This is a genomic window from Paraglaciecola sp. IT1134 (genome assembly GCF_058068185.1).
The window spans coordinates 1,702,437-1,726,833 of sequence record NZ_CM176486.1 but is presented as its reverse complement, the minus strand read 5'-3'; the positions used below and the strand labels follow the sequence as shown (position 1 = coordinate 1,726,833).

General features: G+C 44.5%; 20 protein-coding genes and 2 pseudogenes. 7 read left to right on the top strand and 15 right to left on the bottom strand.

Annotated features, from left to right (window positions below; translation table 11 throughout):
* Positions 1 to 14: 14 nt before the first annotated feature.
* The 11 genes from ltrA (AC3RV5_RS07525) to AC3RV5_RS07475 form a co-directional block, all read right to left on the bottom strand.
* Complete coding sequence (ltrA, locus tag AC3RV5_RS07525) at positions 15 to 1,304, bottom strand: group II intron reverse transcriptase/maturase (RefSeq protein WP_489730469.1); 1,290 nt, start codon at positions 1,302 to 1,304, stop codon at positions 15 to 17.
* A 665-nt stretch (positions 1,305 to 1,969) separates the two neighbouring features.
* Positions 1,970 to 2,599: a hypothetical protein gene (locus tag AC3RV5_RS07520; protein WP_489731323.1), complete on the bottom strand. Its 630-nt coding sequence runs from the start codon at positions 2,597 to 2,599 to the stop codon at positions 1,970 to 1,972.
* Between the two features lie 112 nt (positions 2,600 to 2,711).
* A complete protein-coding gene (locus AC3RV5_RS07515) occupies positions 2,712 to 3,113 on the bottom strand; it encodes a hypothetical protein (RefSeq protein ID WP_489731322.1) in 402 nt (133 codons plus the stop codon).
* A gap of 606 nt (positions 3,114 to 3,719) precedes the next feature.
* Positions 3,720 to 5,009, bottom strand: a complete 1,290-nt coding sequence (gene ltrA, locus AC3RV5_RS07510) for a group II intron reverse transcriptase/maturase (protein ID WP_489730469.1) — start codon at positions 5,007 to 5,009, stop codon at positions 3,720 to 3,722.
* A 1,039-nt stretch (positions 5,010 to 6,048) separates the two neighbouring features.
* A complete protein-coding gene (ltrA, locus tag AC3RV5_RS07505) occupies positions 6,049 to 7,338 on the bottom strand; it encodes a group II intron reverse transcriptase/maturase (RefSeq protein ID WP_489730469.1) in 1,290 nt (429 codons plus the stop codon).
* 632 nt (positions 7,339 to 7,970) lie between these two features.
* Positions 7,971 to 8,402 carry a hypothetical protein gene (locus AC3RV5_RS07500; RefSeq protein ID WP_489731321.1) on the bottom strand — a complete coding sequence of 144 codons (432 nt, stop codon included), beginning with the start codon at positions 8,400 to 8,402 and terminating at the stop codon, positions 7,971 to 7,973.
* A 109-nt stretch (positions 8,403 to 8,511) separates the two neighbouring features.
* The gene (locus tag AC3RV5_RS07495) at positions 8,512 to 8,856 is read right to left on the bottom strand and encodes a hypothetical protein (RefSeq protein ID WP_489731320.1); all 345 of its coding nucleotides are present in this window, start codon (positions 8,854 to 8,856) and stop codon (positions 8,512 to 8,514) included.
* A 156-nt stretch (positions 8,857 to 9,012) separates the two neighbouring features.
* Positions 9,013 to 10,302: a group II intron reverse transcriptase/maturase gene (gene ltrA, locus AC3RV5_RS07490; protein WP_489730469.1), complete on the bottom strand. Its 1,290-nt coding sequence runs from the start codon at positions 10,300 to 10,302 to the stop codon at positions 9,013 to 9,015.
* Between the two features lie 635 nt (positions 10,303 to 10,937).
* Positions 10,938 to 11,312 (bottom strand): hypothetical protein, encoded by a 375-nt coding sequence (locus AC3RV5_RS07485; RefSeq protein WP_489731319.1) that lies wholly within the window; start codon positions 11,310 to 11,312, stop codon positions 10,938 to 10,940.
* Positions 11,313 to 11,334: 22 nt separating this feature from the next.
* Positions 11,335 to 11,775, bottom strand: a complete 441-nt coding sequence (locus tag AC3RV5_RS07480; protein WP_489731318.1) for a hypothetical protein — start codon at positions 11,773 to 11,775, stop codon at positions 11,335 to 11,337.
* Positions 11,776 to 11,902: 127 nt separating this feature from the next.
* A complete protein-coding gene (locus AC3RV5_RS07475) occupies positions 11,903 to 12,310 on the bottom strand; it encodes a hypothetical protein (protein ID WP_489731317.1) in 408 nt (135 codons plus the stop codon).
* Positions 12,311 to 12,586: 276 nt separating this feature from the next.
* Here AC3RV5_RS07475 and AC3RV5_RS07470 point away from each other — a divergent pair, with 276 nt between their 5' ends.
* The 3 genes and pseudogenes from AC3RV5_RS07470 to AC3RV5_RS07460 all read left to right on the top strand — a co-directional run.
* Positions 12,587 to 13,084, top strand: a complete 498-nt coding sequence (locus AC3RV5_RS07470; protein WP_489731316.1) for a phage integrase N-terminal SAM-like domain-containing protein — start codon at positions 12,587 to 12,589, stop codon at positions 13,082 to 13,084.
* Positions 13,085 to 13,156: 72 nt separating this feature from the next.
* A complete protein-coding gene (locus AC3RV5_RS07465; protein WP_489728476.1) occupies positions 13,157 to 14,281 on the top strand; it encodes an ISAs1 family transposase in 1,125 nt (374 codons plus the stop codon).
* 14 nt (positions 14,282 to 14,295) lie between these two features.
* Positions 14,296 to 14,781, top strand: a pseudogene (locus AC3RV5_RS07460) (tyrosine-type recombinase/integrase); the annotation flags it as partial.
* A gap of 21 nt (positions 14,782 to 14,802) precedes the next feature.
* On the opposite strand, the pseudogene AC3RV5_RS07455 reads toward AC3RV5_RS07460, so the two are convergent.
* The 3 genes and pseudogenes from AC3RV5_RS07455 to AC3RV5_RS07445 form a co-directional block, all read right to left on the bottom strand.
* Positions 14,803 to 15,339, bottom strand: a pseudogene (locus AC3RV5_RS07455) (MauE/DoxX family redox-associated membrane protein); the annotation flags it as partial.
* Between the two features lie 35 nt (positions 15,340 to 15,374).
* On the bottom strand, positions 15,375 to 16,568 hold the full coding sequence (locus AC3RV5_RS07450) for an ABC transporter permease (protein WP_489731315.1): 1,194 nt from the start codon (positions 16,566 to 16,568) through the stop codon (positions 15,375 to 15,377).
* Positions 16,569 to 16,578: 10 nt separating this feature from the next.
* Positions 16,579 to 17,349: an ABC transporter ATP-binding protein gene (locus AC3RV5_RS07445; RefSeq protein ID WP_489731314.1), complete on the bottom strand. Its 771-nt coding sequence runs from the start codon at positions 17,347 to 17,349 to the stop codon at positions 16,579 to 16,581.
* Positions 17,350 to 17,494: 145 nt separating this feature from the next.
* On the opposite strand from AC3RV5_RS07445, the gene AC3RV5_RS07440 reads away from it, so the two are divergent.
* Entirely contained in the window at positions 17,495 to 18,199 is a 705-nt protein-coding gene (locus AC3RV5_RS07440; protein WP_489731313.1) for a YIP1 family protein, read from the top strand.
* Here AC3RV5_RS07440 and AC3RV5_RS07435 read toward each other — a convergent pair.
* Positions 18,196 to 19,023 carry a DUF3025 domain-containing protein gene (locus tag AC3RV5_RS07435; protein ID WP_489731312.1) on the bottom strand — a complete coding sequence of 276 codons (828 nt, stop codon included), beginning with the start codon at positions 19,021 to 19,023 and terminating at the stop codon, positions 18,196 to 18,198. The two genes, AC3RV5_RS07440 and AC3RV5_RS07435, sit on opposite strands and share 4 nt — an antisense overlap.
* 81 nt (positions 19,024 to 19,104) lie before the next feature.
* Between AC3RV5_RS07435 and AC3RV5_RS07430 the strand changes: the two genes are divergently transcribed.
* From AC3RV5_RS07430 to AC3RV5_RS07420, 3 genes are all read left to right on the top strand, one after another.
* The gene (locus AC3RV5_RS07430; protein WP_489731311.1) at positions 19,105 to 20,751 is read left to right on the top strand and encodes a M28 family metallopeptidase; all 1,647 of its coding nucleotides are present in this window, start codon (positions 19,105 to 19,107) and stop codon (positions 20,749 to 20,751) included.
* 300 nt (positions 20,752 to 21,051) lie between these two features.
* Positions 21,052 to 22,719 carry an asparagine synthase B gene (asnB, locus tag AC3RV5_RS07425; RefSeq protein ID WP_489731310.1) on the top strand — a complete coding sequence of 556 codons (1,668 nt, stop codon included), beginning with the start codon at positions 21,052 to 21,054 and terminating at the stop codon, positions 22,717 to 22,719.
* 256 nt (positions 22,720 to 22,975) lie between these two features.
* Positions 22,976 to 24,340, top strand: a complete 1,365-nt coding sequence (locus tag AC3RV5_RS07420; protein ID WP_489731309.1) for a glycoside hydrolase family 2 TIM barrel-domain containing protein — start codon at positions 22,976 to 22,978, stop codon at positions 24,338 to 24,340.
* The last annotated feature ends 57 nt before the right edge of the window (positions 24,341 to 24,397 follow it).

Genomic DNA, 24,397 nt, shown 5'->3' with positions numbered 1-24,397 from the left:
AAATCACGCCCATCTTAGTACCAGTCAACATTGATCACTCTTTTGCTAACTCGTAGCTTCTGTATTTGGAAATACTCTAGCATCTTCTTAAAATTACTCCAGTTGTAACTCCGACGACCACTGCGTCTGTTCAGCCATTTGTACAGACTATGCAATACATAGTTGTACAACTTGCTCACACTGCGGCTATTGTCAGGCAGACCGAAGTAATTTCTAAACCCTGTCAGTTTACGTTTTAATTGAGGCAACCACATCGCTAGCTTTTGCGAGCGTTTGGATTTGATGAACTGGTAAAATTCGCTAAGGCTGGTTTGCTGCTTTTTGCTTGCAGTTCGTCGCCGTAGTCTTGGTTTACCATTTACATCCACTCCCCAGTAAAATGCAAAGCCCAAGAAGACAAACTGCCGCTTACTACTTGGTTGGAATCGACTAAATCTTAATAGACTGGTCTTTTCCGCCGCGGTATCAAGTTTGAACTTCTTTAGCCGTTTTGGTAGCACTCGGTAAAATCGCTCTGCATCATTGGCATATTGAAACGCGCACACAAAATCATCCGCGTAGCGGATCAGCATGGCTCTGCCTCGCATGCGAGGTTTTACTTTCTTCTCAAACCATAGATCCAATGCATAATGCAGATAGATATTAGCCAACACTGGGCTAATGATACCGCCCTGAGGTGAGCCACGTTGGGGTTTGATGTATGTCCCATCGGGGGCTTTTATCCGTGCTTTTAACCATTGTCCAATCAGGCTCAATAGTGCTTTATCGTCAATGCGCTGCTTGAGCATCATCATCAGCCAGTCATGGTCAATGTTATCGAAGAAGCCTTTAATATCCGCCTCTACAATATAACCGTAGCCTTTAAACTGGAGATTTAACGCCAAGCTGTGTACCGCTTGATGAGCACTTTTCTGCGGTCGGTATCCATAGCTGTTTGGCAAGAAATCCGCTTCCCAGATACTTTGCAGTATCTGGCTTACGCTTTGCTGCACAAGCTTGTCATCAACCGTTGGAAGTCCTAATGGGCGTTGCTTGCCATTACTTTTTGGGATGAAGACACGTTTAATGTCATTCGCACGATAACACTTGGTTGTCAGTGCAACACGTAAACGTGTGAGGTTTTCCACAAGCGACTGCTGGTATGTTGGCACTGTAATGCCATCAACACCTGGCGCGGCTCGTTTATTCAGTTGCTCCCAGCTTTGATACAGTAAATCGTCACCTAGCAATCCATATAGGCTCTGAAATCTGTGGCGGGGATGGGTTTGTGATTTAAATGTGATGGCGTTTAGTTCGGTTGTCATAGTGGTTCCAGCCCTACTTTGTCCGGCCTATGTGTCTGCTAAACACCTGATATAACTGTCAGCTCCTTCGCCATGTACAAGGCTTTCCCCTGCTCAGACTACTACGGGCTGATCTGACTGCCGAAGGGTCATCGTTGGCCTCGCTTGTGGCTTAGCTACCCTACCATTTCCTTATGGAACACCTTTGGCTCTCTCAAGTTCCTGATGCATCTCTTTATACATGCCACGGCTTGATAACTGGACTGACTCGCCACAACCTTGCCGCTTCAAATATCTTGAATAATGGTTGCTTTGCGTGGACTTCGACGGCGTTACAAGCCTCGTCAGTCAGGACTTTATTTATTATCCCAGCGATACCAGCACTTCAGGAACACGTATTCCCTATGGCCTATATAATTCTCTGTCTACGCTTCACATTGGTTGTTCATCTGATTGTGTCCTCACACAGCAAAGCACTTCCTTTGCTCAGACTCCGCGCAATGCGCAAGACTCGATACGGGTGGCTGGCTAAACCTTACCCGACAGGGACTTACACCCTGCAAGATGCATCAAGCTTCCTTGACGCACTAACGCCTCAAACACCGGCTTGGTGAAGTTGGCGGATTTTTTGGAACAAAAAAGGTGACAGCTTTACCAAGTCCGCGTGCTTTGACTTGTTAGGAGCTTTACCAGCAATCACTTTGCATATCATTTTTGTAGCCCTGATACTCTGAAATTGCACCTGCTGAACCCTCCAAAATAATAGACATTGCTCCAACTACTTCAGCTAGATTGCGCAAATTCACCCTTGGAACATCTAATTTTAATGAATTGTTACCGTCGAAATCTTTAGGGTATCTGAAGGTTGTAGATCGGGGATCAACTTCTTCAAATTGTGCAATTAATGAATCCATTGCCTTAAGATCTTCACCTTCTTCATTTGGCCAAAGTTCAACTAGTATGTTTCGCACTTTTGGCCACAATTTCGATAGCTGATGTTCTGACTTTTGCTTAAGCTCTCTATCTAACAGCCGATTCCCATCATGGAGCAATGATTTAAGCCTAATTTCAACATAATGCCGATACAAAAAAACAATCGGAAAAATTAGTGAATCAGCACTTCCTTTTCGGTTGGCAATTGAATCCACGAGCGAGTCAGCGGCTTCTTTATACCCGACGATATACAGCTCGGTTGGATCGTGATACCAGTTCAAACATGCATTCATCCACCAATCTTCTGCCTCAACAAATAGTTTGTCATCCAAACTAGGGCTTCTTATTTTTCCGTTCAAGAGGTCATCAATTTCCTTCGACACAAGTGCCTCCTAACGCTTAACATATGGGGCAATTACTTGCTGGCTATACTGGGCGAAGCGCAAGCCAGTGAGTAATTGTCCCAGCGAGCTTGCGAGCGAAATGATGTTATTGTTAGGTTTCATTTACCATATATTTTCTGTAAAAACATACTGAAAATCCCAACGCAGAAAATAATAAAAAGACTAACCCAGGATAAAAAGTTAGTAATCTAATCATATCTATTAAAGCAGTGCCTTGTTCTGCAGATAATTTTTGGAATTTCGCTAATTTACATTCTTTATACTTTTCCATTTTTAACTTGCATTCAATTTCATTGAAAGATGAGAATTCTTTCTGCAGCTCGCTTTGAACTTCAAATTTCAACTTATAAGCTTCTGTTTCGATAGGCAAAATAACATTGATGGATTGCGATAACGCTATTAGCAAAATTGTCATCGCCACAATAAAGCACTTAAACATGGACTTGTAAAAAAAATCTCGTTCCAAAATAGTTAAAAAAACTTTACTAGACATTACATCCTCCTTGAAACCTAACGCTTTTTATAAACGGCGCGCGTGTTTTGCGCGTCCAGTGGAGGCCGTTTTTTGGCCGTAATGATGTTTGATAAATTTGTTATACATACAATTACAACCCTTTTTGCCACCGCTGAGGATAGACACCTTTGAACACAATATTTATAAACTCTTGCTTACTCAAGTGCCCTTTTTTTAGCTTAATACCAAAATAAACGGCACCTGACAAAAGACAGAATATATATAGAGAAAATAACAGTGTGAAAAAGCATAAAGCGAAAACAGTCATAACCAGAAAATTATCATAGCTTATTAAAGGGACATCAGAGTCAATTCCAAAATGAGAAGCAATAACAAAACACAAGTTATAGGCAAAAATAAAACCCAAAAAACAACCAAAAGCACCAACCCTAGCTGATTGTGAGTAGAAATATGGCTTTAGATTTAATTGACTCTTTATTGCCCTAATTAAGATGCTGGTGCCCTCAAGTATGTAATCGTGGTAGAGCGGCCCATTACTGAGCCGACCCCACACAGATCCGGACGTGCGGAATTACCGCATCCGGCTCTTCAGTTATATGTTCACGCGTGTAAATCACGCCCATCTTAGTACCAGTCAACATTGATCACTCTTTTGCTAACTCGTAGCTTCTGTATTTGGAAATACTCTAGCATCTTCTTAAAATTACTCCAGTTGTAACTCCGACGACCACTGCGTCTGTTCAGCCATTTGTACAGACTATGCAATACATAGTTGTACAACTTGCTCACACTGCGGCTATTGTCAGGCAGACCGAAGTAATTTCTAAACCCTGTCAGTTTACGTTTTAATTGAGGCAACCACATCGCTAGCTTTTGCGAGCGTTTGGATTTGATGAACTGGTAAAATTCGCTAAGGCTGGTTTGCTGCTTTTTGCTTGCAGTTCGTCGCCGTAGTCTTGGTTTACCATTTACATCCACTCCCCAGTAAAATGCAAAGCCCAAGAAGACAAACTGCCGCTTACTACTTGGTTGGAATCGACTAAATCTTAATAGACTGGTCTTTTCCGCCGCGGTATCAAGTTTGAACTTCTTTAGCCGTTTTGGTAGCACTCGGTAAAATCGCTCTGCATCATTGGCATATTGAAACGCGCACACAAAATCATCCGCGTAGCGGATCAGCATGGCTCTGCCTCGCATGCGAGGTTTTACTTTCTTCTCAAACCATAGATCCAATGCATAATGCAGATAGATATTAGCCAACACTGGGCTAATGATACCGCCCTGAGGTGAGCCACGTTGGGGTTTGATGTATGTCCCATCGGGGGCTTTTATCCGTGCTTTTAACCATTGTCCAATCAGGCTCAATAGTGCTTTATCGTCAATGCGCTGCTTGAGCATCATCATCAGCCAGTCATGGTCAATGTTATCGAAGAAGCCTTTAATATCCGCCTCTACAATATAACCGTAGCCTTTAAACTGGAGATTTAACGCCAAGCTGTGTACCGCTTGATGAGCACTTTTCTGCGGTCGGTATCCATAGCTGTTTGGCAAGAAATCCGCTTCCCAGATACTTTGCAGTATCTGGCTTACGCTTTGCTGCACAAGCTTGTCATCAACCGTTGGAAGTCCTAATGGGCGTTGCTTGCCATTACTTTTTGGGATGAAGACACGTTTAATGTCATTCGCACGATAACACTTGGTTGTCAGTGCAACACGTAAACGTGTGAGGTTTTCCACAAGCGACTGCTGGTATGTTGGCACTGTAATGCCATCAACACCTGGCGCGGCTCGTTTATTCAGTTGCTCCCAGCTTTGATACAGTAAATCGTCACCTAGCAATCCATATAGGCTCTGAAATCTGTGGCGGGGATGGGTTTGTGATTTAAATGTGATGGCGTTTAGTTCGGTTGTCATAGTGGTTCCAGCCCTACTTTGTCCGGCCTATGTGTCTGCTAAACACCTGATATAACTGTCAGCTCCTTCGCCATGTACAAGGCTTTCCCCTGCTCAGACTACTACGGGCTGATCTGACTGCCGAAGGGTCATCGTTGGCCTCGCTTGTGGCTTAGCTACCCTACCATTTCCTTATGGAACACCTTTGGCTCTCTCAAGTTCCTGATGCATCTCTTTATACATGCCACGGCTTGATAACTGGACTGACTCGCCACAACCTTGCCGCTTCAAATATCTTGAATAATGGTTGCTTTGCGTGGACTTCGACGGCGTTACAAGCCTCGTCAGTCAGGACTTTATTTATTATCCCAGCGATACCAGCACTTCAGGAACACGTATTCCCTATGGCCTATATAATTCTCTGTCTACGCTTCACATTGGTTGTTCATCTGATTGTGTCCTCACACAGCAAAGCACTTCCTTTGCTCAGACTCCGCGCAATGCGCAAGACTCGATACGGGTGGCTGGCTAAACCTTACCCGACAGGGACTTACACCCTGCAAGATGCATCAAGCTTCCTTGACGCACTAACGCCCTGTTAAGGGGCAAATTGCAGTTGGCTAAAATGTGAAGCGGAGCGAAACTAGCCAACTGTTATTTGTCCCGCTTGAACAGCTTGTTATATGCCAGCTATTCTACTCATCGTTTTTTAAGAATATGACACCAAAACTGATTAAAGCTAATAAGCCACAAACAGTGATGGAAAACCAAAAACCACCAGGTGAATCATTTAAATTATAAAAGCTACCTCGGAGACTAATTTCCCCAGTATTTATAGAGCTGACAATCCAATAAATAAAAAACATACAAGATGCTAATAAAAAGTAGGCTACAGTTTTTAACTTTTTGAACCGAAACCTCATAATTTTAATGCAAACTCCAATGGCATAATCGTGGTAGAGCGGCCCATTACTGAGCCGACCCCACACAGATCCGGACGTGCGGAATTACCGCATCCGGCTCTTCAGTTATATGTTCACGCGTGTAAATCACGCCCATCTTAGTACCAGTCAACATTGATCACTCTTTTGCTAACTCGTAGCTTCTGTATTTGGAAATACTCTAGCATCTTCTTAAAATTACTCCAGTTGTAACTCCGACGACCACTGCGTCTGTTCAGCCATTTGTACAGACTATGCAATACATAGTTGTACAACTTGCTCACACTGCGGCTATTGTCAGGCAGACCGAAGTAATTTCTAAACCCTGTCAGTTTACGTTTTAATTGAGGCAACCACATCGCTAGCTTTTGCGAGCGTTTGGATTTGATGAACTGGTAAAATTCGCTAAGGCTGGTTTGCTGCTTTTTGCTTGCAGTTCGTCGCCGTAGTCTTGGTTTACCATTTACATCCACTCCCCAGTAAAATGCAAAGCCCAAGAAGACAAACTGCCGCTTACTACTTGGTTGGAATCGACTAAATCTTAATAGACTGGTCTTTTCCGCCGCGGTATCAAGTTTGAACTTCTTTAGCCGTTTTGGTAGCACTCGGTAAAATCGCTCTGCATCATTGGCATATTGAAACGCGCACACAAAATCATCCGCGTAGCGGATCAGCATGGCTCTGCCTCGCATGCGAGGTTTTACTTTCTTCTCAAACCATAGATCCAATGCATAATGCAGATAGATATTAGCCAACACTGGGCTAATGATACCGCCCTGAGGTGAGCCACGTTGGGGTTTGATGTATGTCCCATCGGGGGCTTTTATCCGTGCTTTTAACCATTGTCCAATCAGGCTCAATAGTGCTTTATCGTCAATGCGCTGCTTGAGCATCATCATCAGCCAGTCATGGTCAATGTTATCGAAGAAGCCTTTAATATCCGCCTCTACAATATAACCGTAGCCTTTAAACTGGAGATTTAACGCCAAGCTGTGTACCGCTTGATGAGCACTTTTCTGCGGTCGGTATCCATAGCTGTTTGGCAAGAAATCCGCTTCCCAGATACTTTGCAGTATCTGGCTTACGCTTTGCTGCACAAGCTTGTCATCAACCGTTGGAAGTCCTAATGGGCGTTGCTTGCCATTACTTTTTGGGATGAAGACACGTTTAATGTCATTCGCACGATAACACTTGGTTGTCAGTGCAACACGTAAACGTGTGAGGTTTTCCACAAGCGACTGCTGGTATGTTGGCACTGTAATGCCATCAACACCTGGCGCGGCTCGTTTATTCAGTTGCTCCCAGCTTTGATACAGTAAATCGTCACCTAGCAATCCATATAGGCTCTGAAATCTGTGGCGGGGATGGGTTTGTGATTTAAATGTGATGGCGTTTAGTTCGGTTGTCATAGTGGTTCCAGCCCTACTTTGTCCGGCCTATGTGTCTGCTAAACACCTGATATAACTGTCAGCTCCTTCGCCATGTACAAGGCTTTCCCCTGCTCAGACTACTACGGGCTGATCTGACTGCCGAAGGGTCATCGTTGGCCTCGCTTGTGGCTTAGCTACCCTACCATTTCCTTATGGAACACCTTTGGCTCTCTCAAGTTCCTGATGCATCTCTTTATACATGCCACGGCTTGATAACTGGACTGACTCGCCACAACCTTGCCGCTTCAAATATCTTGAATAATGGTTGCTTTGCGTGGACTTCGACGGCGTTACAAGCCTCGTCAGTCAGGACTTTATTTATTATCCCAGCGATACCAGCACTTCAGGAACACGTATTCCCTATGGCCTATATAATTCTCTGTCTACGCTTCACATTGGTTGTTCATCTGATTGTGTCCTCACACAGCAAAGCACTTCCTTTGCTCAGACTCCGCGCAATGCGCAAGACTCGATACGGGTGGCTGGCTAAACCTTACCCGACAGGGACTTACACCCTGCAAGATGCATCAAGCTTCCTTGACGCACTAACGCCTCATTAAGAGGCTAAAAATAGTGGGCTAAAATGGAGCGAAGCGAACAGCCCGCTGTTTTTAGTCCTGCTTTAATGACTTGTTATAAGGCGGTTCCACCGCATACTTTTGATACTTGACTACAAATTCTTTAGCTTGAGCTAAACTTTCAGGATAAGGCACGCTGTCATAGCTATTTTTAATTGTACGAATTTTTTGAAATATAAAACCATGCTCAATTAAATACTCTACCTTTTTCCATTGAGCCGCATCAGATTTTTTAGGCGGTTTGAAGTGACGACCCAAGTTAACGGCAACACCTTTGCAAACAGGACACTCAATAGTTCTAGGGTAATCACATGGAGCAAGATTGAATTGGCGCATATTTGACGTTTTGCAGTCACAACAAGCAAAAGACATTGAATACTCTGGCCCCTGATAACTCACTTGAGGTTTAGGTAAGTCTCTATAACCAGCCTTTCTTCGAAGCTCCATCCTAGACTGTTTATCCATACTTGTTTACGCCTTATAACGCCTTGCTAAGCGGGAAATAATGGTTGGCTATAATCGCGAAGCGATGGCCAACTGTTATTTTTCCGTTTAAGCAACTTGTTATAGCTAATTACTGGTTATTCTTACACTCAACTGTGGGGGATTTACCTGATAGTACACACATCCCATACCCAATAGTTCCATTTACCTTGCATTCCACAGTAGGTGAATTACCTGCAATTACGCATAATCCATAACCAATGCTACCATTTTTAGCGCATTCGACTGTGGGGCTTTTCCCTGCTGCAACACATAAACCATAACCGATTTGTTGCCCTGAAGACTCTAAATCGTGTAATGCTTTAATATCAGACAATGTAAAATTTCCGCCTTGAATTGAGCTGACAAAATTATCCAATTTGTTCGCCGATGAACTGATTGAAAATAAAGCTAAAATTAAAACTGCATATTTCATTTTTCTTCCTTTTTAATACTCAAAGCTAGATTATTTCATTTAGCTAATCGTGGTAGAGCGGCCCATTACTGAGCCGACCCCACACAGATCCGGACGTGCGGAATTACCGCATCCGGCTCTTCAGTTATATGTTCACGCGTGTAAATCACGCCCATCTTAGTACCAGTCAACATTGATCACTCTTTTGCTAACTCGTAGCTTCTGTATTTGGAAATACTCTAGCATCTTCTTAAAATTACTCCAGTTGTAACTCCGACGACCACTGCGTCTGTTCAGCCATTTGTACAGACTATGCAATACATAGTTGTACAACTTGCTCACACTGCGGCTATTGTCAGGCAGACCGAAGTAATTTCTAAACCCTGTCAGTTTACGTTTTAATTGAGGCAACCACATCGCTAGCTTTTGCGAGCGTTTGGATTTGATGAACTGGTAAAATTCGCTAAGGCTGGTTTGCTGCTTTTTGCTTGCAGTTCGTCGCCGTAGTCTTGGTTTACCATTTACATCCACTCCCCAGTAAAATGCAAAGCCCAAGAAGACAAACTGCCGCTTACTACTTGGTTGGAATCGACTAAATCTTAATAGACTGGTCTTTTCCGCCGCGGTATCAAGTTTGAACTTCTTTAGCCGTTTTGGTAGCACTCGGTAAAATCGCTCTGCATCATTGGCATATTGAAACGCGCACACAAAATCATCCGCGTAGCGGATCAGCATGGCTCTGCCTCGCATGCGAGGTTTTACTTTCTTCTCAAACCATAGATCCAATGCATAATGCAGATAGATATTAGCCAACACTGGGCTAATGATACCGCCCTGAGGTGAGCCACGTTGGGGTTTGATGTATGTCCCATCGGGGGCTTTTATCCGTGCTTTTAACCATTGTCCAATCAGGCTCAATAGTGCTTTATCGTCAATGCGCTGCTTGAGCATCATCATCAGCCAGTCATGGTCAATGTTATCGAAGAAGCCTTTAATATCCGCCTCTACAATATAACCGTAGCCTTTAAACTGGAGATTTAACGCCAAGCTGTGTACCGCTTGATGAGCACTTTTCTGCGGTCGGTATCCATAGCTGTTTGGCAAGAAATCCGCTTCCCAGATACTTTGCAGTATCTGGCTTACGCTTTGCTGCACAAGCTTGTCATCAACCGTTGGAAGTCCTAATGGGCGTTGCTTGCCATTACTTTTTGGGATGAAGACACGTTTAATGTCATTCGCACGATAACACTTGGTTGTCAGTGCAACACGTAAACGTGTGAGGTTTTCCACAAGCGACTGCTGGTATGTTGGCACTGTAATGCCATCAACACCTGGCGCGGCTCGTTTATTCAGTTGCTCCCAGCTTTGATACAGTAAATCGTCACCTAGCAATCCATATAGGCTCTGAAATCTGTGGCGGGGATGGGTTTGTGATTTAAATGTGATGGCGTTTAGTTCGGTTGTCATAGTGGTTCCAGCCCTACTTTGTCCGGCCTATGTGTCTGCTAAACACCTGATATAACTGTCAGCTCCTTCGCCATGTACAAGGCTTTCCCCTGCTCAGACTACTACGGGCTGATCTGACTGCCGAAGGGTCATCGTTGGCCTCGCTTGTGGCTTAGCTACCCTACCATTTCCTTATGGAACACCTTTGGCTCTCTCAAGTTCCTGATGCATCTCTTTATACATGCCACGGCTTGATAACTGGACTGACTCGCCACAACCTTGCCGCTTCAAATATCTTGAATAATGGTTGCTTTGCGTGGACTTCGACGGCGTTACAAGCCTCGTCAGTCAGGACTTTATTTATTATCCCAGCGATACCAGCACTTCAGGAACACGTATTCCCTATGGCCTATATAATTCTCTGTCTACGCTTCACATTGGTTGTTCATCTGATTGTGTCCTCACACAGCAAAGCACTTCCTTTGCTCAGACTCCGCGCAATGCGCAAGACTCGATACGGGTGGCTGGCTAAACCTTACCCGACAGGGACTTACACCCTGCAAGATGCATCAAGCTTCCTTGACGCACTAACGCTTAATATATGGGGATTTTGGGAGCGCTGTTCAGCGAGTAAAATTCCCACCATGATGTTTTTGTTATGTTTTGTTTTTCTGTACCAACGGAATTTTTGTTACGTAAGAGTATATGCCTATAAAAAAACCAATTACTAGTAGAGCAATATACCAATCGCCTAGATAATCTTTAAATTGCTCAAGTATGAAAACCGGAAATATAATCGATACCAGTAACAGCGCAGACTTTCCTGAATCATAATTCAAAACACATTCACATTTATGGCATTTTTTGTTCGTCATATTGTTGATAAGTAAAAGCGTCGAAAGTTTTTGCGGCTCTTTGCATTTTGGACATTCAGTTAATTTCAATCTTCCTCCCCACTTAAAAACATAACGTCGCCAATCACTGGGAAATTTAGCCGTAGCGACGAAGGAGCGTAGGTTAAATTTTTCCATGTGCATTGGCCTTGTTAGGCGCTTACACGTACAACACATCTTTCACCCCCACCAGAATGCAGACGAGGCCTAATATGAAAGCCCAAATTGGAAGTGCTCGTAGCATTAATACTTGTGCTTTGGTTTTCCCCGGAAATTCCTTTGTGCCTACACCAGTTGCCTGTCGCCATAACCCACGAAAATTAAAAAAGTGCTTTTCTGTATCCATTTCTATGGGAGACGTAAGCCGCCACATAGTGAACTGGTAAATGTGTGCCACTGCCATACATGCCCACAAAGTAATTGAGGAAATTTTTATTCCGAGTATTTCGGGCTCCATGGATACCGACATAACGAGAAGAAATGCTAGGGAGGCGCTAACCAATACGTTGCGCCGATAAATTTGTCCGTCTCTCGTAAAATCTTCCGGATCGGTATTTGAAGCTCGACCTTCTACTTTTAGTTTTGGCAACTCCACGGTCATCTTTTCATTCCTTGGTGCTCTGTTTGCGCCTAACGCCCTGTTAAGGGGCTGATAATGTTTGGCTAAAATGTGAAGCGAAGCGGAACCGAGCCAAACTTTAGCAGTCCCGTTTGAACAGTTTGTTAGGCTACGATTGAGACGACGCTACAGAATCTATATTTTCTTTTCTGTATTCGAGGTAGTTACCAATTAACCCAACGATTGCAATAAAGTAATATATGAACCAGTATTTATTTAAAAGTTCTGCCTTGTCTTCTGCTGCTTCTTTTTCGCTTTCTATCGCAAAACTCAACTGCATATCCTGATATATACCTTTTTTGCAATCATGGGTAGTAGCCTGCTGCCCAAGCTGTTTGCAAACTAACTGCTTAACATCGTAATACATATGTTGGATTACAGCCTCATTTTGTTTTCTTTTATAATCTTCTTCTAATCCTGACAGATCATTTATTTGCTGTTGTAAAATAGGAATTAAAAACAGAACACCGTAAAGGCCGAAAAGTTGAAAATATCGATGGGGCTTTAATTTAAGCAATTGATACCTCTTATATGCTTAGTCGGTTAAAGAAATTTTTGAGTAGCCTAACAATTTAGTTAACGACAAAACGGGGTGTTTAAACACGCCATTTTGTCCAATATAATCTTGAGCAGATTTTTACACCGCTCTCATGTTTCTCTTTTATATGGTTTTTTTCAACTTTTTGCAAAATACACTTGTAAGATTACCCTAAACTGTACCCGATCTGCTGTTATTGGACAAACCCACAACCACTGGCTATACATACAGTGTAATTATTTATTGGGATTGACCATGTCAACTTCACCTTTTTTACAACATATTATCGAAACTATGCAGCAAAAGCGCTATGCCAAGCGCACCATTGAAACTTACTTGCATTGGATAAAGTTTTACATTCACTTTCATCATAACCAACATCCGGCTCAGCTCAGTGATCAGGATGTTGAATCATTTTTAAATTATCTGGTGAGTAAAAGGCATGTCGCAGCCCAAACCCAGGCTAGTGCACTTAATGCTTTGAGCTTTTTATATAAGACTATTATTGCACGTCCGCTGGATTTGAAATTGAATTTTGTGCGCAGCCAACGTCAACAGAAGTTGCCTGTGGTATTAACTGTGGATGAAGTAAAACGATTGCTGGCAAAAACCCCTGGTAACTATCATCTAGCGGTTAGTCTGCTTTATGGCAGTGGGCTACGCTTGATGGAAGCAACACGATTGAGGGTGAAAGATATTGATTTTGACTATCATTGCTTGCGGATCTGGAATGGTAAGGGCGGGAAACACTAGGGCAATCGCATTAAAAATGGCTTGACACAGATCCCCTAATTTGATCTATTACTTCGCTTTACGCGACGTAATATGACCAAATACAAGCCCACACTTATCGAACATTTCAAAGACATCGAAGATCCTCGTCTTCTAAGAAAACAATTACATAAATTAGATGATATCTTTTTTATTACCCTATGTGCCGTTATCTGTGGCTGTGATGGCTGGGTTGCCATTGAAAAATTTGCCAACATTAAACGCACGTGGTTTGAACAATATTTATCCCTAGAAAATGGTATTCCGTCTCATGATACTTTGGGGCGTATTTTTTCCTTAATTGATCCTGAGCAATTTCAAACCTGTTTTTCTAGCTGGATCAAAGAGATAGTAAAAAATGTCACGGGGGATGTGATCGCTATTGACGGTAAATGCCTTCGACGCTCTCATGATAAGTCATCTAATAAATCAGCTATTTATATGGTTAGCGCATGGTCACATGATAATCAGCTGGCACTTGGACAAGTGAAAGTTGATGAAAAATCGAATGAAATAACCGCCTTACCTTCCCTACTCAAAAACTTAGACATCACAGGCAGTATCATCACAACCGATGCATTAAACACACAAAAGAAATCGGCTGAACTGATCGTGAGTAAAGGCGCTGATTATTTAACCGCACTGAAAGGAAATCAAAGCACCCTACATGATGATGTGATTTTATTCTTTGAAAATACCCCTAAAAGTTATGAGGGCATGTTAAATACTTATAAGAGTATTGATTCAGGGCATGGCCGTATTGAAGAAAGAACAGTGACTTCCTGCAACCGAATTGACTGGCTTACTGAGCATCATACTCACCCACACCTTGCCAGTATTGTTAGCGTTAAATCAAGAAGGTTTCTTGCGAACGAATGGTCAGAAGAAACGCGATACTTTATTAGTAGCGTTAAGCATAACGATGCAGAGAAATTTGCTCACTATGTACGTGCTCATTGGGGGGTAGAGAATAATCTTCACTGGAGATTAGATATGGCATTTGACGAGGATCATTGTCGAATTCGTCAAGGATATGCAGATCAAAACATGGCAATATTACGCCACATATCTTTGAATTTATTAACGTCAGATAAGGATAATAAGGTAGGTATTAAAATTAAGCGGCAAATGGCAGGTTGGGATAATGATTACTTGCTGAAACTGCTACAAATATTTTAATGCGATTGCCCTGCGGGAAACACCGTGTAGTGACGTTAGCAACCGAGTTGACCATTGCGTTACACAGGCAAGTAACCAGGGTGAAACAATATTTAGCGCTGGATTTGCAAGATAATAGGTTCGCAGGCGTTTGGATGCCACATGCTTTGCGGTTAAAATATCAAGGGGCTAACAAAAACGTTAGCTGGCAATATCTGTTTCCCGCTGCAAACCTCAGTATTGATCCAGAAACCCAGTTTTACCGCCGTCATCATATTAACGAAAAGCAAATTCAGCGCAGTATTGCTTTAGCCGCTAAGTTGGCTAATATCGAAAAACGAGTTAGCCCCCATACACTGCGTCATTCATTTGCCACCCATTTACTCCAATCCGGCGCTGATATTCGTACCGTGCAAGATCAACTCGGTCATGCCGACTTGCGTACCACGCAAATTTATACCCATATATTGCAACGTGGTGGCAATTCAGTAGTCAGCCCGTTGTCGAGGATTGCAACCTGAAAGCCAGGCTACTTACCGTGTTTACTTAGCCAGCATCCAATTACCGGCGGCGATCATAAAAAAGTTTTCGGTCAGTGACACAAAGCCTACAGGCACTTCGGTATCGCCCCCGGCACAAGCGCACTTTAGTTCCCGTTTATCGATATACAACGCTTTGATAACCGATATCGCGCCTACAGTACCAATAAACAGTGATACGGGTGCCACCAACCAGGCTTTGATCCCGGCTATCATGCCAAGGCCAGCGTACGCTTGGGCAAATGGGTAGGCGTAGGCGTAGCGCACTACTTTCATGACCAGTAGATCATAGGTAATAAACGGGTTGGAGAAACTGTTTATGTCTCGCAGTTATTGCACTGCCAAAATGGTCATGGTGATAGCCATAAATAGCTCAACCGTGCGCATCGATAGTATCGAAAACAAGCTGTACCAGGTAATGGCTACAGCCATTAACAACGCTATAGCAAAAATGGGCGTAACCGGCGTATAGGTTTTACCTTGGGGTGCGGCTGGGCTTTTATTAAAAAAGCTGCGCAGGTCGTCATATCCCTCTACCCGATTTTACAGCCAGCTTATACACTGAAAATTGTGGGTTATCTAAACAGCACTTTTTCCTGATTAAACCAGTACACACAAAACCCCAATAACAGACCGGCAATAAGCGCTGTTGAACCGAAGATCCCAATCAGCTGGTAATAATCCATGGTGCCCTTAACCAATTCTTTCATGGCCAGTGCCACATTAGTCAAGGGTACCCAGGCCCAGCCCCCTTTGAGCTCTACCCCTGGCATAAGGGCAATGATCACAGGAATGATGACCACAATCACCAATGGTCCCATGTAACTTTGCGCTTCTTTGAAGCTGCGTGCATATATTGAGATACTCAGTAACACTGCCGCAAAAATCGCCACCACGGGTATCAACATTAAAAACATCAGGACAAAATCCAGTACTCCGATTTGGCCCATAAAATCAGCCACAAACTGCAGGGCAAATCCCTGACTTAATACCAACCCCCACACCGCCATACTCGCCACAGTAATAAGGGCGGTCATAACCCCGGCAAAAGCGATAGTGAAAAACTTGCCCAGTACTATTTTGTTACGCTCGATGGGCGAAATTAACAGGGTCTCCAGGGTGCCCCGCTCTTTTTCTCCGGCGCCTATGTCCGTTGCCGGGAACATCGCTCCCTGGAAACACAAAATAAACAGCAAATAGGGCAACATGCCACCGATTTTCTCGCCCCAGTTTTCTCGCTCATCTGCGGTATCGACTTTTTCTAACACTATGGGTTGCAACAACCCCTGGTGCTGCTTTTCATTGAGCCCCAACGCGAAAAAAGCAGCGAGCTGGAAAAGGTCTGATTGTTGTTTTACCAAGGCATTCACTCTGTCATATACCAGATTCAAACCGGCATCATTTAAATATAACTGAATCCTGATTTGGCCATGATTAAGCACATCTGCTGAGTACGTAGAGGGGATAACCAATATAAAGTCCACGACTTGGGCGCTGATTTGCGCCGCATAATCGGTGTTTTGTGTTAACTGCACTTGGCCAAATTGCTCTGACTCTGCAAATTTAGCCGCCAACTGAGGCGCATGCTCGCCGCCAACCAGGGCATATTTCAAGACCTTGCTTTGGGCTTTATCCATTGCTTGACTGGTAAAATAAGCCATACCACCAAAAATTAGGGGAAAGATAAGAATGGGCAAGGCGATCATGAAAAACAGGGTTTTTCTGTCTCTGAGCAATTCTGTTAATTCTTTTAAAAATACAAGCCACATATACCTGTCCTTACTGAATACTGGTTAAAAATGCCTGGTGTAAAGAGCCATCAGCCAGGGATTTAAAATCACCCAAGGTACCGGCAAACTTACTGACCCCTTGATCTATGACCACTACTGCATCGCATAGCTCGTCGACTTCATCCAGATGGTGGGTTGAAAAAATCACCGGTATTCCCTGGCGCTGCAAGCCACGAATAAACGTCAGTACCGTCTGCGTGGCCATAATATCCAGGCCGGTCGTGGGTTCGTCAAGGATCACTACCTGGGGTTGATGCACTACCGCTCTGGCAATCGAGACCTTTTGTTTCATGCCCGTGGAGTAGGTTTCACAACGCCTGTCCAAAAAACTGTGCATGTCTAATAAATCCGCCAGTTCAGTTATGCGCTGCTCAATTTGTTTTTTGGGCATAGCGTGTAACTGGCCAAAATAGGCAATATTTTCGCGCCCGCTCAAACGCCCGTATAAACCGGTAGTGCCAGATAAAAAACCAATTGTTTTACGGGCAAGCAGGGGATCTTTCAGCACATCTATACCGTTGATTTCGACGCAGCCTGCATTTGGCTTAAGAGCGGTGGACAACATACGTAAGGTAGTCGTTTTACCCGCCCCATTGGGTCCCAGTAACGCTAGCACCTGTCCTTCATAGCAGGTAAAAGACACATCCAATACTGAATGAAAAAAACGCCCTTTTAAACGAGGATCTTGTTTTTCCAGCTCACTGAGTTTTTTCGGATTTTGCACGGCAAATTTTTTGCTTAACTGTTTTATCGTTATCATTCCCTTTCCTATCAGTATTCAGCCCAGCTAATATAAGTTCTGCTGAAGGGAAACATATTACAGCAAATTAGGCGCAAAAATATGTAACAATAGGCTTTAAAATCAGTCAATTGCTAGTTTAAACCCCATGCTCGGATAAAAACCCATGCAGCAGATAAACAATCCTTTGCAGGCCTGTGTAAACGTATTTTTTCGCCCTAGTCGGGTTTTCTCCAGATTAGCAACCACCAACAATTGGTCCTGGCTACCATTTTTGCTGGTGATAGCGGCCATTGTGGCACCGATTTATTACTATTTTGAGCTAGTGGATTTCCAGTGGTACAAAGACACCATTATAGACCTGCAATTCGCCACGGTCAGTCCGGCTGAACAGCGCGTAATCAGTGTTTCATTAGAAGCGGCAAGAGGCTGGGTGGGCACGTTACTGAGCCCCGCCTTATTGGCAATTATTGAGGTGGCCTTGGTGGCCGCTTATCTAAATTTTGCCAGCAAAATAGATGAATTGAATGTGTTGAGTTTTAGCGACTGGTACGGCTTGGTATGGTGGGCCCTATTGCCCACTGTACTGGCATCCCTGTTAAGCTTGCTGCTTTTATCCTTGACGGATAGCCCACGGTTGCTGCTGAGCGACATTTCCCCTACGGCGTTTTCCTATATTTTTGCTATCGACATAAGCTCTAAATGGTTTGCCCTTTGCAGTGCCATCAAGCTCGAAGGTTTATGGACACTTACCTTGCTCGCCATTGGTATTAACCAATGGACTCGTATATCTGCTATCACGGCGTACTACATAGCCTTTATTCCCCCGTGCTTGATAATATTGATTTGGGTTTTGGTGCTACTATTTTAAACGCTGTCCCCACGTTTTGGTCGAAAGTAATCGGCATTGTCATAAAAACCAGGATCCAGATTAGCTTCACTCCAGCCCGGCACACCTAAAAGTGGCAAAGGAAGAAGGGGTTTATGCTGAGAAAAGAATTGTTCATGGGTTATTTTCTCCACTAGTTTTTTATCCACCTCTTGCTGGCGTTGCGCCAAGGACTGGCCTGCAAAGTCTGCCCCCACTTCTATGGCCAACCATTTACCGGTTAAACCGATAAAGGGGTGTAGCATCATTTCATAATTGGCATGCCCGAACATCAGCGCATGTATATCTGTGCCCCAGCAGGCCCTATGCTCAATAAAGGCCCGCTGCCATTGATGTTGGGTCAATGCCTCAGTGATCTCATGATCGCCGATTTGACTCCCCCGGTTAGAGGTATAAGCCAATACCACCCCACATTCATCGAAATGGGTCAAGTGATTACGTCTACTGGATCGGGGTGACACACCAAACTCCGTTATATCTTCAACATGCATACGATTAAGCAAGCTTTTGGTTTGGGGATACTGCAACCATACCAGGGCATTAAACAGATCATGCCAATTATCTGGGCGAGTTGGGATATGCCCCTGTTGGAAGATGATTTGTTCATAATAGCTTTCACTAGGCCCCAGTGCCTGCTGGCAGATGAAGTCCGGGCCACCCGGCCCGTCCAGTGCTAATTTAAGCTGATTTAGCCCCTGGGCGTTTGGCCACTGGTCAAACGTTGATAAGTGAAATTGCTGTTCCAGATGGAATAACGGCAAACATTTTTGTTGTTCAATAAAAGGTTTATTCCAAATTAAAGACATAAATAGGTGAACAATATCCGGTGGTGATAACCCTTAAAATGGCAGTATACTGGGGGAAATCCAAATTAGGTAAAAATCAATATGCAAAAAATTCAATTGGGGACACTGGCGTTACTGGTCACTGGGTTATTGGCCTGTGGTGCCACTGGCAACCGGGACACCCAACAAGCTAATTTTCTTGAGGCATACCAGAATATCGATGAGGGTACCTTGAAGCAGCACACCAAAATACTGGCTTCTGACGAATTTGAAGGACGCTTGCCAACGACTTTGGGTGAGCAGAAAACCCTGGATTACCTGACTGCTGAATTTAAAAAGCTCGGTTATCAACCAGGCAACAACGGCCGTTATCTGCAACCGGTAGAATTGCTGGAAATGACCGCTTCGCCTGATATGACCATGAACATAGGTAAAGACACTTTTAACTATAAAGTTGGCATGATTGCCTCAACCAAACACGAACAAAGCCAGGTTAAATTGACGGATTCAGAAGTGGTATTTGTCGGCTTCGGGGTCAATGCACCTGAGTATAACTGGAATGATTACCAGGGCCTGGATGTTAAAGGTAAAACCGTGCTGATCCTGGTCAACGATCCTGGTTTTGAAAATCCAAAAAGCGGCAAGTTTGCAGGCAGAACCATGACCTATTATGGTCGCTGGACCTACAAATATGAAGAAGCCAGTCGCCAGGGCGCGGCGGCAGCCATAATAGTTCACGAAACTAAACCCGCATCATACGGCTGGTCAGTGGTAGCCAACAGCTGGAGTGGTCCGCAATACAGCCTGGTCAGCCCTAACGGCAATGCTGACCGGGTGGCGGTTGAAGGCTGGCTATCTACGGATGCGGCCAAACAAGTATTTAGTTCTGCGGGTTTGAATTTTGCTGAGGAAAAAACCAAAGCTTTAGCAGGCCCTTATCATCAGGCACTGAACGTCGATGCCTCGGTGACCATCAATAGCCGTATGAAAAAATCCATTAGTCATAATGTGATAGCGACCTTGCCCGGTTCAAAAACACCGGCTGAGCATATTATCTACAGCGCCCACTGGGATCATTTGGGTAAAGATCATAACAAGGACGGTGACCAAATTTACAATGGTGCCCATGACAATGCGACCGGCACAGCCTCCGCTTTGGCCATCGCCAAAGCGTTCAGTGAACTTAAGGTCGCACCAAAACGCTCGGTCACGTTCTTAATCGTCACCGCAGAAGAGCAAGGCCTGCTAGGCTCACAATACTACGCCAGTCACCCGGTGATCCCCCTAGCTAAAACAGTGGCTAATATCAATATGGATGCCATGAATGTATTGGGCCGCACCAAAGACGTATCGGTTGTGGGCATGGGTAAATCCGAACTAGAAATTTATTTAGCCAAAGCCGCCGAACGTCAGGGCCGAGTATTAAAAATGGAAGATCGTCCGCAAGCCGGCTCCTACTACCGTTCAGATCACTTTAGTTTTGCCAAACAGGGCGTGCCGGCGTTGTATGCCAAAGGCGGCAGTGAGCCACTGGACGAGCAAACCGCAATCTATCGAAAACGGGCAAAAGTGATAGTTACCGGCTGTTATCACCAAGTCTGTGACAAGTTCCGTGAAAACTGGGATTTCTCCGGTGTACAACAAGATACTCAAATGTTGTTCGAAGTCGGTTACGATTTAGCCCAATCACAGGCCTGGCCTAAGTGGAATGTGCAGAGTGAATTCCAACGTCCAGGTAAAGCTGACTAACCCCCTATCCGGTAGCCGTTTGTTAAGCCCAAGATGCAAACGGCTATTGTCCATCAACCCCCTAAGTTAGTAACAACTAATTAACGAAAACGGCCCTCAATCTATCTAATAGCTAACAAGTGTAAAAAAATAACAGTTTCCCCTTGCATTTTTTTCTCAGACTGGCAAATTCAAGGGCGCAAGAAAGTAAAGATAACGATAAGAACTACCACTTTCCCCAGCGCTCATGCTTGGTCTATATTTACCAAGCCTTCTGACTAATGTAATTAGTAATAAATAAATTAAAAGAGAAGCTTTTTTATGTGTGGTATTTTCGGCATTCTGGACATCAAAACTGATGTATCAGAACTTAGAACGCAATCCTTAGAACTATCCAAAATGTTACGTCACCGTGGCCCTGACTGGTCTGGTATTTGGAATAATGATAACGCTATTTTATGTCACGAGCGCTTGGCTATCGTCGATGTAGATACAGGTGCGCAACCTCTCATAAGCCGAAATAATAATAACGTATTGGCTGTCAACGGCGAGATTTACAACCACAAAGCCCTAGAACAAAACCTGGCCCAACCTTACGATTTTCGCACCAAATCAGACTGTGAAGTGATTTTACCCCTCTATGAGCAGCATGGGCCCGACTTTATCGACCAACTCCAGGGCATGTTCGCTTTTATACTCTATGATCAGGCGCAAGATGCTTACCTGATAGCCCGTGACCATATGGGTATTATTCCCCTATACACAGGCTACGACGAGCACGGTAATTTTTATGTGGCCTCTGAGATGAAATCTCTGGTACCTGTGTGTAAAACGGTACAGGAATTCCCCCCAGGGCATTATTTATGGAGTAAAACCGGCGAGTTGAAAAAATATTATCAACGGGACTGGATGGATTACGAAAACGTCAAAGACAATCAAACCGATTTAAATGACTTGAAATTGGCCTTTGAAAAAGCGGTCAAATCACATCTGATGTCTGATGTGCCTTATGGAGTCTTGCTCTCCGGGGGTCTGGATTCTTCCCTGGTGTCCGCAATCGCCGCCCAGTACGTGGCCAAGCGTGTCGAAGACAACGATCAGAGTGAAGCCTGGTGGCCCCGCCTGCACTCTTTTGCGGTAGGCCTTGAGGGCGCACCGGATTTAATCGCGGCTAAAAAAGTCGCGGACATGATTGGCACTGTGCACCACGAAGTGCACTTTACTGTGCAAGAAGGTCTGGACGCCATTCGTGATGTGATTTATCACCTTGAAACCTATGATGTCACCACTATTCGCGCAGCGACACCTATGTACCTCATGAGTCGTAAGATTAAGGCCATGGGCATTAAAATGGTGTTATCCGGAGAAGGAGCGGATGAGATATTTGGCGGTTACCTGTACTTTCACAAAGCGCCCAATGCCAAAGAATTCCATGAGGAAACCGTGCGTAAACTGGAGCGTTTACACATGTTTGATTGTGCCCGTGCCAACAAATCAACTGCGGCTTGGGGAGTGGAAGCTAGGGTGCCCTTTTTAGACAAAGAGTTCCTGGATGTAGCCATGCGCCTCAACCCTAAAGACAAAATGTGTCTGGACGGCAAGATGGAAAAATGGATTTTACGCAAAGCGTTTGATAACGGCCAATACTTGCCGGCAGAAGTCTTATGGCGTCAAAAAGAACAGTTTAGTGACGGTGTCGGTTATTCTTGGATAGACTCGATTAAAGAAAAAGTAGCACAGGATATCAGCGATCAACAACTGGCCAGTGCAGCATTTCGTTTCCCGATTAATACGCCTGATACCAAAGAAGGCTATTACTTTCGTACTGTATTTGAAAGCTTTTACCCCCAGGAAAGTGCAGCAAAATGTGTGCCCGGTGGTAAATCAATCGCCTGCAGTACCGTTGAAGCCCTGGAATGGGATGCCAGCTTCAAAGGTAATGCCGATCCGTCCGGTCGTGCCATGCGCGACATTCACGGCAAGGCCTGACAAATTATTGAGTTAATACCAAAAACCGTCTCCCGAGACGGTTTTTTTTATGGTAGAAAACAAGGCAGAGAACAAGCTAACTGGCGGCCTATTTCAATACTGGCAACTTGCTGTTTTTTTTGCAATATATCTGGGCCCTCTTAATAACATGACTATCGTTGTTCCAGTACTCGTTGTTGTCAACATTCGGCAGCACAGATAAAGTGAACATACGTTTTGCTCCCACCTCGTTTATTTGACTAAGGTTATAAATACTATGTTGTTAAACGTTAAAATTATCAGTAAACCCGTCAGTACCCTAGCTCTGCTCCTGGTTTGTCATTTCGCACTGGCAAACATTACCGAAGATAATTTCGATACGCCCAAGGCAGTGAAGATCGCAACGCAAAATGGCAAATTTGTTCTCACAGTGAACGGTGCCCCTTATCAAATTAACGGGGTCGGTCTGGGATACCAGGATGGCGAGCGAATAAAGGCACTCAAGACCGCCGGGGGAAACACCTTTCGCACCTGGGACGTGCGACATCTGGATGAAGCCTTGGTCTTAGCCGCCCAGCTGGACATCATGGTCGCAGTTGGCCTGGCAACCGGTAAAGAATTACAGGGTTTCAATTATAATGACACCGCCGCCGTAGCGGCCCAGTTTCAAGCAATGACCGGGATAATCGATAAATACAAAAATCACCCCAATGTGTTGCTGTGGGTCATCGCCAATGAGCCAAATCTGTTATTTGACGATAAAGGCCAATCCGTATCAGCCAATCCCAAGGTCTATGATGCCTTAGCAGATATCAGCGACTATATTCACCTAAACGATCCTAATCATCCGGTCACCGTTGCCCTGGCAGGTGCTGACAAAAATACCATCCACACCTTGCTTAAACGTGCACCACAGATTGATATCATATCAGTGCAGTTATATGGAGATTTATCAAGCTTGCCACAAGCCATCTACAAGGCCAACGTCAACAAACCTTTTATGGTCACCGAGTTTGGCCCCAAGGGCCACTGGGAAGTAGCCCGCACCGAATGGGGGCGGGAAATAGAAGAACCTAGCGCCCTTAAGGCGGCCGGCATGGCCCAGCGCATGCAGAGCAGTATAATTAACGATCCAACTGGCCAGGTTATTGGCGGCTTTGCATTTTTATGGGGGCAAAAGCAGGAGCGCACCCCGACCTGGTATGGCATGTTTAGTGTTGCCGGTGAACACGATGCCCGGGTTGATGAGTTAACCAAAATTTGGACCGGAAAATACCCCGAAAATCGCGCCCCGTTGGCAAGCGCAATTTTCATAGAGGGGCAAACACCCGCAGACAGTGTCAAGCTTAAGCCAGGCCAACTGGCTACGGCCAAAGTCATGGTCAAAGATCCAGACCTTGACCCCTTAACCACCCGCTGGGAATTGATGCAAGAAGTGGGTCAACGTAGTCAGGGTGGGCATTTTGAAGCCGCCCCAGCAGCCTTGCCTGTGACAATTAAACGCAGTACACAACAAAACACTCAGGTGGAAATTGAATTTATGGCCCCTACAATAGTAGGGGAATACCGCTTGTTTGCTTACACCTTCGATGGCCATAAACACGTCGCCAACGTCAACATACCCTTTCTAGTCGTCAAATAGTGGCCACTGAAACTGGGTAATCAAAGACTAAGATGCATTACCGAATATAGTGCCCCT